The organism is Microbacterium sp. CFBP9034 (assembly GCF_034045255.1).
Classification (GTDB): Bacteria; Actinomycetota; Actinomycetes; order Actinomycetales; family Microbacteriaceae; genus Microbacterium.
This window is the reverse complement of record NZ_JAXCWC010000001.1, coordinates 1,011,761-1,024,853: the sequence shown is the minus strand read 5'-3', so window position 1 is coordinate 1,024,853 and position 13,093 is coordinate 1,011,761. Positions and strand designations below refer to the sequence as shown.

Annotated in this window: 10 protein-coding genes; 4 read left to right on the top strand and 6 right to left on the bottom strand. The window is 71.3% G+C overall.

Annotated elements, in window-relative coordinates; genetic code table 11:
• Positions 1-30: 30 nt before the first annotated feature.
• Together SOM19_RS04510 and SOM19_RS04505 are read left to right on the top strand one after the other, a co-directional pair.
• Positions 31-2,889, top strand: a complete 2,859-nt coding sequence (locus SOM19_RS04510) for an MMPL family transporter (protein ID WP_320485357.1) — start codon at positions 31-33, stop codon at positions 2,887-2,889.
• Positions 2,886-4,949, top strand: coding sequence for a YhgE/Pip domain-containing protein (locus tag SOM19_RS04505; RefSeq protein WP_320485356.1), 2,064 nt, complete (start codon positions 2,886-2,888; stop codon positions 4,947-4,949). The genes SOM19_RS04510 and SOM19_RS04505 overlap by 4 nt, the downstream gene beginning before the upstream one ends.
• 63 nt (positions 4,950-5,012) lie before the next feature.
• On the opposite strand, the gene ccsB is transcribed toward SOM19_RS04505, so the two are convergent.
• The 6 genes from ccsB to SOM19_RS04475 form a co-directional block, all read right to left on the bottom strand.
• Positions 5,013-6,065 (bottom strand): c-type cytochrome biogenesis protein CcsB, encoded by a 1,053-nt coding sequence (gene ccsB / locus SOM19_RS04500; protein WP_320485355.1) that lies wholly within the window; start codon positions 6,063-6,065, stop codon positions 5,013-5,015.
• Between the two features lie 4 nt (positions 6,066-6,069).
• Entirely contained in the window at positions 6,070-7,782 is a 1,713-nt protein-coding gene (resB, locus tag SOM19_RS04495) for a cytochrome c biogenesis protein ResB (protein ID WP_320485354.1), read from the bottom strand.
• Entirely contained in the window at positions 7,763-8,632 is an 870-nt protein-coding gene (locus SOM19_RS04490; RefSeq protein WP_320485353.1) for a cytochrome c biogenesis CcdA family protein, read from the bottom strand. The genes resB and SOM19_RS04490 overlap by 20 nt, the downstream gene beginning before the upstream one ends.
• Positions 8,629-9,225: a TlpA family protein disulfide reductase gene (locus SOM19_RS04485; RefSeq protein WP_414683622.1), complete on the bottom strand. Its 597-nt coding sequence runs from the start codon at positions 9,223-9,225 to the stop codon at positions 8,629-8,631. The genes SOM19_RS04490 and SOM19_RS04485 overlap by 4 nt, the downstream gene beginning before the upstream one ends.
• A 98-nt stretch (positions 9,226-9,323) precedes the next feature.
• Positions 9,324-9,953, bottom strand: a complete 630-nt coding sequence (locus tag SOM19_RS04480; protein WP_320485351.1) for a histidine phosphatase family protein — start codon at positions 9,951-9,953, stop codon at positions 9,324-9,326.
• A gap of 42 nt (positions 9,954-9,995) precedes the next feature.
• Entirely contained in the window at positions 9,996-10,694 is a 699-nt protein-coding gene (locus SOM19_RS04475) for a DedA family protein (RefSeq protein WP_320485350.1), read from the bottom strand.
• A gap of 251 nt (positions 10,695-10,945) precedes the next feature.
• On the opposite strand from SOM19_RS04475, the gene aspS reads away from it, so the two are divergent.
• Entirely contained in the window at positions 10,946-12,286 is a 1,341-nt protein-coding gene (aspS, locus tag SOM19_RS04470; protein WP_320485349.1) for an aspartate--tRNA(Asn) ligase, read from the top strand.
• 4 nt (positions 12,287-12,290) lie between these two features.
• The gene (locus tag SOM19_RS04465; RefSeq protein ID WP_320485348.1) at positions 12,291-13,073 is read left to right on the top strand and encodes a tyrosine-protein phosphatase; all 783 of its coding nucleotides are present in this window, start codon (positions 12,291-12,293) and stop codon (positions 13,071-13,073) included.
• Positions 13,074-13,093 lie beyond the last annotated feature (20 nt).

Genomic DNA, 13,093 nt, shown 5'->3' with positions numbered 1-13,093 from the left:
AGATCCTGAATCCTGTCCCCGGAGGCGCTGTTGTCCACCCTGCTGTACTCCCTCGGCCGCTGGTCCTACCGTCACCCGTGGCGGGTGCTCGTGGCCTGGCTGCTGCTCCTCGGCATCGCCGGCGGCGCCGCCCTCACTTTCAGCCAAGGCACCGACAACTCCTTCACCATCCCGGGCACCGAGGCCCAGTCGGGGATCGAGCAGCTGAACCGCACGTTCCCGCAGGTGAGCGGAACTAGCGCGCAGATCGTCATCGTCGCCGACGAGGGCGACAGCATCTCAGACGAGCCCTACGCCTCCGCGATCGGCGACGCGGTCGATGAGCTCGGCGACGTCGATGGCGTCCTGGGTGTCACCGACCCGTTCGACGACATGGTGAAGGGACTGGTCAACGAGGACGAGTCCGCCGCTATCGTCCGGCTGCAGTTCGAGGGCCAGGCGACCGACGTCTCACCGGAGTCCAAGGCAGAGCTCCAGGCGGTCTCGGACGACCTCGCCGCAGCGCTGCCCGACGGCGCACAGGTCGCACTCGGCGGCGACCTGTTCTCGATGTCGGTGCCGGGCATCACGATCACCGAGGGCATCGGCATCCTGATCGCCCTGCTGGTGCTGATGGTGACGTTCCGCTCGTTCCTCGTCGCGGGCCTCCCCCTGGCGACCGCCCTGGTCGGCGTCGGCCTGTCGATGGCGCTCATCCTGCTCTCGACCGCGGTCGCCTCGATCTCGTCGACGACGCCGCTCCTGGCCCTCATGCTCGGGCTCGCCGTCGGCATCGACTACGCGCTCTTCATCGCGGCGCGACATCAGGACCAAGTCAGAGGCGGCATGGAGCCGGAGGAGTCGGTGGCCCGCGCCACGGGCACCGCCGGCTCGGCGGTCGTGTTCGCCGGAGTCACAGTGCTGATCGCGCTCATCGGCCTCGGCTTCGCCAACATCCCCTTCCTCACCACCATGGGGATCGCCGCGTCGGTCGCCGTCGCGATCGCGGTGGCCGTCGCGATCACCCTCACCCCGGCACTCCTGGGCTTCGTCAAGGGGCGCGTCGTGGGACGGATGCCGCGGCCCGCCGGGCCTCGCCGGCGCAGCCGCCGGGCCGATGGCGCCGCAGCGGACGCCGCCGTGCACGCCTCCCCCACCACGTCGCGTCGCGGCTTCGCCACGCGCTGGGTCGGCGGCGTGACGCGGCATCCGATCGTGACGACCATCGCCGTCGTGCTGGGCCTCGGCATCCTGGCGATCCCGGCGTCGAGCCTCGCACTGGCGCTGCCCAATGCGGGTGTGCAGCCGGAGTCCTCGCAGGCGCGTGTGAGCTACGACCTCGCCGCCGAAGAGTTCGGCCCAGGGTTCAACGGGCCGCTCATCATGACCGGCACGATCGTCACCTCGAACGACCCCCTCGGGCTCATGGAAGACCTCGCGGCCGAGATCGAGAACGTTCCGGGCGTCAAGGAGATCGCCCTCGCGACCCCGAACGAGACCGCAGACACCGGCATCATCCAGGTGATCCCGACGACGGCTCCCGACGACCCCGCGACCGCCGAGCTGGTCCGCGAGCTGCGTGCGCTCGCCCCCGAGCTCGCGGACGAGTACGGGATCGACCTGACCGTGACGGGCTTCACGGCCGTCGCGATCGATATTTCCGACCGCCTGGGCGCTGCCCTGGTGCCGTTCGGCATCTTCGTCGTCGGGCTCTCGTTCATGCTGCTGATGATCGTGTTCCGCTCGATCGCCGTGCCGCTCACCGCCGCGCTCGGCTACCTCCTCTCGGTCACGGCCGCCTTCGGCGTCGTCGCCGCCGTGTTCGAGTGGGGCTGGGGCGCGGACCTGCTCCACGTGGCCCGCACCGGCCCCGTGATCAGCTTCATGCCGATCATCCTCATGGGCGTGCTGTTCGGCCTGGCGATGGACTACCAGGTCTTCCTCGTCTCCCGGATGCGCGAGGACTACGTGCACGCCACTCGGGCCAAGGGCGGTCAGGCCGATCGGACGACCGCGGTCGCGGCGATCCGCTCCGGGTTCACGGCATCCGCTCGCGTCGTCACCGCGGCTGCCCTCATCATGTTCGCCGTCTTCGCGGCCTTCGTGCCCGAGGGCGACGCGTCGATCAAACCCATCGCGCTCGGGCTGGCCGTCGGCATCGCGATCGACGCCTTCCTGGTGCGCATGACGCTCATCCCGGCGCTGATGGCACTGCTCGGCGAGAAGGCGTGGTGGATGCCGCGCTGGCTCGACAGGGTGCTCCCCCACTTCGACATCGAGGGCGAGGCCGTCGAGCGCGAGCTGGCGCTGGCCGACTGGCCCGAGCCCGACACCACGGTCGCCGTGGTCGGCGAGGATGTCGCGGTCCGCACCGACGGCGGCGCCGCGGGCGACGTCGTGCTCTTCGACGGAGCGACGTTCCGCGTCGAGCCCGGCGGCACGCTCATCGTGACGGGCGATCCGCGTGCGGCCCGGGCGTTCGGGCTCGCGGTCGCGGGCCGGCTCGCGCCGAGCGACGGCCTGCTGCGCGTGGCCGGGCACCTCCTACCCGGACGTGCCGCTTGGGTGCGCGCGCACGTCGGTGTCGCGCTCCTCGCCGAGTCCGAAGACCGGGTGCGCGAGCTGCGCCGGGCGCTGAGCGGCCGGGCCGCACTCGTCGTGCTCGACGGCCTCGACACGCTGGACGCGGCCGAGCGGGATCAGGGCGCCGCGCTCCTGCGCGATGCCGCCACCGCGGCTCGCGAGCGCTCCGACGACCCGCTCTCCCGTCTCACGATCGTCGCGACCGCGAAGCACGACGGTCCGGCCCTCTCCCTCCTCGCCGATGCCCACCGCCCCGACGTGACCTCGCTCACGCTGCGCGCCGGCTCGGCCCCCGCTTCCTCTCCCATCACCGAGGTGACCGCATGACCCTCCACATCGAACGCGCCCGCACGCGGCGCCCCGTGACGTGGCTGACGCTGATCGGCGTCCTGCTGCTCCCCGTCATCATCGGCGGCGTCCTCGTGGCGGCGCTGTACAACCCCGTCGAACGCCTCGACGGACTTCAGGCTGCGATCGTGAACGAGGACGAGGCCGTCACGATCGACGGGCAGATGGTCCCCCTGGGACGCCAGCTCACGGCGGGTCTCGTCGAGGGCACCGACGACCAGGAGAGCAACCTCACCTGGACCATCTCGAACGCCGACGACGCGGCCGAGGGCCTCGCGGACGGCACCTACTCGGCCGTGATCACGATCCCCGAGAACTTCTCCGCCGCCGCGACCTCGACCCAGCCCGGCATGGAGCCGGAGCGGGCGACGATCGAGGTGCAGACGCCGCCCGACAGCCTGATCGTCGACGACGCCATCACCGCGCAGGTCACCTCGGCCGCGGCATCCCTCATGGGCGACCAGCTCTCGCAGGTGTACCTCGAGAACGTGTTCCTGGGGTTCACGACTCTGGGCGACCAGCTGGGCGAGGCGGCCTCCGGCGCACAGGATCTCGCCGACGGCGCCGGTCAGGCGGCCGATGGCGCGACCGCGCTGGCCGAGGGCTTCCCGCAGCTCTCCAGCGGCGCCTCGGGACTCGCGACCGGAGCCGGTGACCTGCAGAGCGGGCTCGGCACGATCGCCGGCGGGATCGGCGGTGCCGCGAACGGTGCGCGCGATCTCGGGAGCGGCCTCGACACCGCGGCCGCCAAGGTCGTCAGTCCAGACCTGCAGAAGGCCGCCGACGACACCGCGGCGTACGCCGGCGACGCGGCACGCGAGACGGCGGCTTTGGCCTACCTGCTCGGCAACCCCGACCCGGAGGAAGGCCCGCTGGGCCTCGCCCAGACGCTCGGCGGACTCGGTCAGACGCTCGGCGGACTCGCCCAGCAGTGCCTCGCCTCCGGCGGGAGCGCCGAGTTCTGCACGCAGCTCGGAGCAGCGGCGGCAGCAGTCGGCACCACGGCGCAGACCGCCGGCATCGCGGCGCAGAACGCCGGCGTCGCCGCCACGAGCGCCGGCTACGCGAGCGGCTACGCCGACGGGACCGCGACCGGCATCGCCGAGCTCATGTCGCAGACCAGCGCGGGACTGACGGATGCCGCGAACGGCGCCCGTGAGCTCGGCTCCGGCCTCGACCAGCTCGCGGCCGGCACGACCCAGTCCGCGGCCGGGGCCGGTCAGCTCTCGTCCGGCGCGGCACAGCTCGCGGGCGGCCTCGACGAAGCGGGCACCGGAGCGACGTCGCTCGCCGAAGGCGTCACCGCCGTCGCCGACGGCACCTCGACCCTCGCCGACGGGCTGGACGAGGCATCCGCCGCGGTCCCCTCCTACACCGATGCCGAGGCCACCAGCCTCGCCGACGTGGTGTCGAACCCGGTCGAGGCCTCGGGCGTGGGCACGTCGCTCTTCGGCGCCTCGGCGGTGCCGCTGCTCGCCACCCTCGCGCTGTGGTTCGGCGGGCTGGGGACGTTCATCGCCCTCCAGGCCGTCTCACGCCGTGCCTTGACCGCGCGTGAGCCGTCCGTGCTGCTCGCCCTCCGGGGCTTCGCACCGGGTGCCGCGCTCGGCGCCGCGCAGGGACTGCTGGTGGCGGGCGTCGTGCAGCTCGCGGCGTCGTACGAGTGGGGCCAGTGGTGGGCGTTCGCCGGTGTGAGCGTCGCAGCGGGCATCGCCTTCGCCGCGGTCAACCAGGGCCTCGTCGCAGTGTTCGGCGGCGCGGGCCGCTGGATCTCGGCGCTCATCGGCGTCCTCGCCGTCGCGACCGGCGTGGTCTCGACCGTGCCGGGTGCGCTGTCGGGCATCGCCGCGCTCATGCCCACCTCGCCCGCCTACAACGGGATGCTCGCGGCGCTCACCGACGCGTCGGGGTTCGGGGCGGCCCTCGCCGGCCTCGCGGTGTGGGCGGTGCTCGCGTTCGTCGCCACCATCCTGGCCGTGGCGCGGCGCCGCACGACGTCGGCGCGGGCGCTCCTGAGCGCCCCTGCGCTCACCGCCTAGATCTGCGGAAGTCGAACGCCCGGCCGGATCATCCAGCCGGGCGTTCGTCGTCTGCGGGGCCGGTCAGCTCAGTCCGGAGTAGGCGTGGAGGCCCTTGAAGAACATGTTGACGATCGTGAAGTTGAACAGCACGGCCGTGAATCCGATGATCGAGAGCCACGCGGAGCGCGATCCGCGCCAGCCCCGGGTGGCACGCGCGTGGATGTAGCCGGCGTAGAGCACCCAGATCACGAAGGTCCAGACTTCCTTGGTGTCGAAGCCCCAGTAGCGCCCCCAGGCGTCGTTGGCCCAGATCGAGCCCGCGATGAGGGTGAACGTCCAGAAGATGAAGCCGAGGATCGCGAACCGGTACGCGAGCGACTCCAGCACGTCGGCGCTCGGAAGGGTGCCGAGGAAGCGAGGACCGCTCTTGGGCGACGGGCCGGATGCCTCCACCGCGGCCGCGGCCATGATGCGCCGTTCGCGCCTGGCCTGCATCAGTTGAATCACCGACAGCCCGAAGGCGAGGGCGAACAGCGCGGTGGCCAGCGATGCGACGAACACGTGGATGACGAGCCAGACCGACTTGAGCGGGTCCATGAGCGGCACGATGTCGGTGTAGAACCAGATCGCCGTCCCGCCCAGCAGCACCGTCACGAGGCCCGTGATGAAGGATCCGAGGAATCGCAGGTCATAGCGGAAGAGGACGCCCAGGTAGACCGCGACGATGAGCATCGTCCCGGTGAGGGCGAACTCGTACATGTTGGACCAGGGCACGCGTCCCGCCGCGACACCGCGGGTCACGTCTGCGCCGACGTGGAACAGGAAGGCGAGCACCGTGAGCGATGTGCCGATGCGCGCCCAGACGAGGCGGGGCCGGTCGGCCGGGCGGGCGTTCAGCGCCACCTCGGCAGCGCGCTCCTGCGCGCGAACCTCGCCGATCGTCGGGCGGCCGGACGACGCCACAGCGGCTCCGACGAGCTCGCGCTCACGGGCGTCCTTGGCGTCGACCGCGACGGCGCCGCGCCGGGCGAGGTCGACCGCGTAGGCGACGAAGGCGAGGGCGTAGACGGTGATCGCCGTCCAGACCAGGAGCACCGAGACCGAATCGAGCGAGAGGGCGGTGGTTTCGGGCATGTTCTCAGTCTACGCGCGGGGTCGGAGGGTGCTCGAGGGCGTCGCGGTGCCGCTGCGCGAGCTGCTCGACGGCGCCGTCGAGCGTGGGATCCTCGCCCCGCGCGAGGCCGGCGTACTCCACGCGGAGGGCGTTCGCGTCGGGCGTGACCTTGACCCAGAGACGCCGGCGGGGCACGAACAGCGCCGAGAGCAGGCCTGCCATCGCGAGCACCGCGAACAGCAGCACCCAGCCGGCCGCGGCATCCCGGTGGACCGAGAGCGACACGTACCGCTTCACCGAGCCGTCGTAGCCGGTGGCGCCCTCGGGGGCCTCGTTCTCGAAGGTGATCGTGCCGTAGCCGTCCGGGAGGTCGGCGGTCTCGCCCGGAGCCAACTCGATGGGCTCGACGTCGGTCCCGCGCCCCGCGAGCTGCGTCATGCCGGAGGGGTCCAGCGTGTAGACCGATCGCGGGGTGCCGTCGTCGATGCCGAGGTCGCCGACGAACACGTTGAGGGAGAGGACGGGGTTGACCAGCGCCGGGTACGCGGAGGTGAACGCACCCGTGGTCAGCGGCGCCTGGGTCGGGTAGAAGAAGCCCTGCAGCGCCAACTGGTCGGGCAGGCCGTCGGGAACCTTGACGATCCCGAGCGAGGTCATGTTGTTGTCCTGCGAGAGGAAGGGCACCGACTCCGAGTAGACGACCTCGCCGTCGGCATCGCGGATGGTGAGGGTCGGCGCGTAGCCGTTGCCCATGAGGTAGATCCGGTCGCCCGCCAGCTCGAGCGGATGGTTGACGCGCACCTCGCCCTGCTGCGGCTCCTCACCGGCACGCTCGGTCGTGAGGTTCGCCACGAAGTCGCCGGCCTGGCCCTGGCCCTTGGTGCCGAGCGGCTGATAGGTGACGTCGAAGCGGTCGAGGGTCAGCGAGTACGGCTGCAGCGCGTCCTCGTCGACGAAGCGGCCGGGGTTGAACGAGGTGTAATCGAGCATCGAGTTGACGAAGGTGCGACCCTCGATGATGACGGTCTGGCCGGTATAGGTGAATCCGCCGCCGAGCCCGACCGCGACGAGCACGCCGATGAGGGCGGTGTGGAACACCAGGTTGCCCGTCTCGCGCAGGTAGCCGCGCTCGGCCGAGACCGAGAGCGTCGCGCCCTTGTCGTATCGCGCGACGCGGTAGCCGGACTTCTTCAGCTGCTGCTGCGCGAGCTCGATCGCCGGCGACGCGGCAGAAGCGGGAACTGCGTCGGGCCCGAGCTCGATGACCTCCGCACGGTGCACGTCCAGGCGCGACAGCCGCGCGGGGGTGCGGGGCGGCTGCGCGCGCAGCGCCTTCCAGTGGTGCTTCGTCCGCGGGATGACGCAGCCGATGAGCGACACGAAGAGGAGGAGGTAGATCGCCGAGAACCACGGCGAGGTGTAGACGTCGAACAGGCTGAGCCTGTCGAGGACCGGTGCCAGATCGGGGTTGTCGGTGAAGTACTGCGTCACGCCGTTCGGGTCGGCGCTGCGCTGCGGCACCAGCGATCCCGGCACCGCCGCGATCGCGAGCAGCAGCAGCAGCACGAGGGCCGTGCGCATCGACGTGAGCTGGCGCCAGCCCCAGCGCAGCCATCCGGCGAAGCCGAGGGCAGGCTGGGCGATGTCGGCCGATGGCGCCGAGTCGGCGTGGTCGGCGTGGTCGGACGGCCGCAGCGGATCGCCGTCGACGGCCGAGTCAGAGCGGAGCGGGGACACTCTGGAACACCCCCTGCAGCTGAGCCATGATCTCGGTCCAGACGCCCGTGACCATCAGCAGGCCGAGCGCGATCAGGATGCCGCCGCCGATGAGGTTCACGACGCGGATGTGGCGGCGGAGGAAGCCGACCGAGCGGGTCGCCCAGCCGAAGCCGAGGGTGAGGAGCACGAAGGGGATGCCGAGCCCCAGCGAGTACGCCAGTCCGAGCACCCCGGCACGGGCGGCCGAACCGGAGTCGAACGCCATGGTGAGGATCACCGCGAGCGTCGGGCCGATGCAGGGCGCCCAGCCGATGCCGAGCGCGATCCCGAGGAGGGGCGCCCCGATGAGACCGAGGTTGCCGCGCACCTGCGGCCGGGCGATGCGCTGCGCGATACCGAAGACGCCGATGAAGACGAGGCCCATCGCGATGATCACGACGCCCAGCACGCGCGTGATGATCTCGGCGTACTCGATGAAGAATCGACCCAGCGTGCCCCCGAGCATGGCGACGGTGACGAAGACGAGGGTGAACCCCGCGATGAACAGCAGCACGCCGAGCAGCAGCTTGCCGCGCGCAGGGGCTTCGGGAGCGGCATCCGTCGTCACCGGCGTCGGAGAATCGCCGCTCGGTCGGAGGATCACGCCGGAATCCTCCGACGCCGGCGCGATTGTCCGACGTTCCCGGTCGACCCGCCGGCCCTCGGGTCGCTCACCCGATCGCGGGGCCACCGCTCCCCCGATGAAGCCGAGGTAGCCGGGCACGAGCGGCAGGACGCACGGCGACAGGAACGACAGCAGACCCGCGAGGATCGCGATCGGAACGGCGACGAAGAGCGAGCCGTCCGCGACCAGGTCGGCGAGGGTCACGACTCGTCCAGCGTGTCGCTCACGAGCGTCTGCAGGATGGACGTCTCGCTCAGCCGCCCGATGACGCGCGCGGCGACGCGCCCCTCGCGGTCGAGCACGAGAGTGACCGGCACGGCGTTGAGGGGGGTCTGGCCGGCGAACGCGAGCTTGATCGAGCCGTCGACGGTCGCCAGGGCGCTCGGATAGCCGACGCCGTAGGTCTCGGCGAACGCACGCGAGGCATCCGCTCCGTCGTAGAGGTTCACGCCGAGGAACGACACCTCCTCGCCCTCGAAGGCCTGGTTCGCCTCCTCGAGCAGCGGCGCCTCCACGCGGCAGGGGGCGCACGCGGCGTACCAGAAGTTCACGACGACCACGTCGCCGCGATACGCCTCGCTCGTGGTGGTCTCGCCGTCGTCGAGGACGGCCTCGAAGTCGATCGGCTCGGTGCGCTCCGCCGCCGGGATCTCCACGACCTCGAAGCCGTCGGCCGCGATGAAGCCCTTGTTGTCGCCCGCGCGGTACTGGTCGGCGAGCGGATCGTTCGTGCATGCGGCGAGTCCCGCGATCAGGGCGACGGCGAGCAGAGCGGTCCCCACGCCCCCTCGCCACATCGCCGACGCGCTGCGGCGAGCCTCGGGGCGCGTGGGCCCAGCCGCGGCTCGCCCGCGCGCGGGCGCGCGGCGATCACCGGACGAGCGGAGGAACCGCATCACACCGCCCCCACATCGAGGGAGCCCGACAGCCCCGCCGGTTCTGCGTACGCCGTCTCGGTCCACTTGCCGTCGACCATCTCGAAGCTCGTGACGCTCGACAGGGCGCAGCGCCGATCGCGCGGATCGTGACGTGACGGGAGGCCGGCCACCGCGAGGTGGGTGATCCAGATCGGGAGCTGGTGCGACACGATGACGACGTCGCCGGAGTCGACCGAATCCCACGCCTCCGTCATGGCGGCGTTCATGCGCCCGATGACGTCGGCGTACGGCTCCCCCCAGCTGGGCAGTGCGGGCTTGCTGAGGTGCCGCCAGTTCCACGGGTTGACCAGTGCCCGCACCATGCGCCGACCCTCGAACACGTTGGTCGGCTCGATCACGCGCTCGTCGGTGCGGGCCTCGAGCCCGAAGAGCTCGGTGAAGGGCTCCGCCGACTCCTGCGTGCGCTGCAGCGGCGAGCAGATCAGGGCGGACACCGGGCGCTCGAGACCGTGGATGTACTCGGCCGCCTGCCGCGCCATCCGCCGGCCGTCGGCGCTCAGCCCGAAACCGGGGAGCCGCCCGTACAGCACGCGGCGGGGATTGTGAACCTCCCCATGGCGCACGAGGTGGAGGCGGTCGGCAGGCACGCCACCAGTCTACGGTGGCCTGTTCTGTGGGGTGCCTGAGCGTCAGTCCGTCCGCGTCGAGACGGACTCGCGCTCCGGCTCCGGCGACGGGTCGGGGCGACGGGATGTGGCGACCAGCGCGCGGGTGCGCACGAACACGAACCAGGCCACCGCGAGCGCGGTGACGCCGATCACGACGTATTGCAGCGCGTCCACGTACTGCTCGACGACGTGCCAGGACTCGCCCAGGAAGTACCCGGCGAGGACGAAGACGGTGTTCCAGATCAGGCTCCCGGCCGCCGTCAGGGCTCCGAACCGCCAGGGGGACATGCGCGTCACGCCCGCGGGGATGGAGATCAGGCTCCGGAAGATCGGGATCATGCGCCCGAAGAACACCGCCTTGCCGCCGTGCCGCTCGAACCAGCCGACCGTGCGGTCGATGTCCTCGGGGTGCAGCAGCGGCACGCGGGCGGCGATGCGGCGCAGGCGTTCCACTCCGAGCCACGCGCCGAGCGCATAGAGAAGGAATGCGCCGACGATCGACCCCGCCGTCGTCCAGGCCAGTGCCTCGAACAGCGTGAACGAGCCGGAGCTCGCGGCGAGCCCCGCCATCGGCAGCACGACCTCACTGGGCAGCGGCGGGAAGAGGTTCTCGAGGGCGATCGCGACGCCGGCGCCCGCGGGCCCTACGACGTCCATCAGCGACACGGACCAGTCCAGCAGGGCTCCGAGCCACGAGTTGTCGGAAGATGCTTCGGTCATCGGGGGCCTTCGCTCTCGGTGATCGGGATGCCGCAGCCCGGCGAGGCGCGGCATCCCCACGCTACGTGCCGCGGGTTACGGGAACCTGGGTGCGCGCGTTACGGGAATGTGAGCGAACCTTCACCGCTCACGGATCCATGCTCGCGGGGTGCGGCCGCTTTCACCCTGGTGCAGACCCCCGATCCGCTGCGGGTGCCGGCCGCGCGATGCCTGGCACGGCGCCGAACCCGCCCCACGTAGACTGTCCCCTCGTGAGTGAACGCGCACTGATCAACCAGCTCAAGGGCCTCGATGCCGGTCCCGTCTCCGTCTCCGGATGGGTCGAGACCGTCCGTGACCAGAAGAAGGTGCAGTTCGTCATCCTCCGTGACGAGACCGGCGCCGTGCAGCTGGTCAACCCCGCCACCCGCCCCGCCGAGGACGGCACCGAGCAGGACGCCGACGCCCTGGCGCTCACCGAGCTGATCTCCGGGCTCGCGACGGGCACCTTCCTCACCGCCACCGGCGAGCTCAAGCACGACGAGCGCGTGAAGCTCGGCGGCGTCGAGATCAAGCTTGCCGGCCTGCACATCGCGGCGGCGGCGCTTCCGGAGACTCCGATCGCAGCCGACAGCGCCCCCGACAAGCGCATGGACTGGCGCTTCCTCGACCTGCGTCAGCGCCGCAACAACCTCATCTTCCGCGTGCAGACCACCCTCGAGCACGCGATGCGGTCCTACTGGGTGGAGCGCGATTACATCGAGGTGCACTCGCCGAAGCTCATGGCCACGGCATCCGAGTCGAATGCGGAGCTGTTCTCGCTCGAGTACTTCGGCGACCAGACCGCCTACCTCGCCCAGTCGCCGCAGTTCTTCAAGCAGATGGCCCAGGTCGCCGGCTTCGGCAAGATCTTCGAGATCGCCCCCGCGTTCCGCGCCGACCCCTCGTTCACCTCGCGTCACGCGACGGAGTTCACGAGCATCGACGCCGAGATCAGCTGGATCGACTCGCACGAAGACGTCGCCACCATGCAGGAGGAGCTCCTCGCCGCTGCGATCGGCGCGGTCAAGGAGAAGCACGGCGCCGAGATCGAGGAGCTGTTCGGTCTCGAGATCCAGGTGCCGGCGATCCCGTTCCCGAGGATCCCGCTCGCCGAGGCGCTCGAGATCGTCAAGAGCCGCGGCTACGAGGTCCCCCGCACCGACGGCGACCTCGACCCGGAGGGCGAGCGTCAGATCTCCGCGTACGTCGAGGAGACCTACGGACACCAGTTCGTGTTCATCACCGACTACCACCCCGAGATCCGCGCGTTCTACCACATGCGCGACGAACAGACCGGGCTCACCAAGAGCTACGACCTCCTCTTCAAGGGCGTCGAGATCACCACCGGCGCGCAGCGCGAGCACCGCGTCGACGTGCTCATCGAGCAGGCCCGGGAGAAGGGCCTCGAGCCCGAGCACCTCGAGTTCTACCTCGACTTCTTCCGCTACGGCGCCCCGCCCCACGGCGGGTTCGGGATGGGCCTCGCGCGCGTGCTCATGCTGCTGCTCGGCGAGTCCTCGATCCGCGAGGTCACCTACCTCTTCCGCGGGCCGACGCGTCTGGCACCATAGGCGCATGATCGAAGGCCTGCAGAACTTCCGCGACACCGGCGGCACGCCGCTCACCGGAGGCGGAAGCACCCGCAGCGGAGTCCTGTACCGGTCCGAGGCGCTCACCGCGCTGACGCCGGCGGGGCTCAGCGCGCTCGCGTCCACCGACATCGGCGTCATCGCGGACTTCCGCACCTCCGCCGAGCGCGGGATGGCCGCCGACCGGCTGCCCGACACCCGCGCCTTCCGCATCGTCGAGCTGCCGCTGCTCGAGGGCGCCCTCACCGGAGCGGCCCAGCAGGCGGCGGCCGCGCCGGATCCGGCGGCTGCATCCGCCGCGATCGCCGCCGCCCTCGCGCAGCTCCCTGGGCTCGGAGACCTGTACGTGTCGATGCTCGGGCAGGGTGCCGCTTCCTTCGCGGAGCTCGCCCGGCTCGTCGCCGCGGCCACCGACGACCCGCCGACCGCGGTGCTCGTCCACTGCACGGCGGGGAAGGACCGCACCGGCGTCGCGATCGCCCTGCTGCTCGATGCGGTCGGAGCCGACCGTGCCGCCGTCGTCGCCGACTACAGCTCGTCCGCGGCGAATCTCGCCGGGCCTTGGGCGGATCGCATGCGCGCCATGGTCACGGCGATGGGCGTTCCCCTCACCCCGACGGTCGACGAGCTGCTCACCGGCACCCCGGCCGAGGCCATCGAGCAGGCGCTCGCGTGGACCGACGAGCGCGGCGGCGCCGCGAGCTACCTGCAGTCGGGCGGTCTCACAGACGACGAGCTCGACGGCCTGCGCGCGCGACTCGCCGCCTAGCTGCCCGGGAGCAGTGCTTG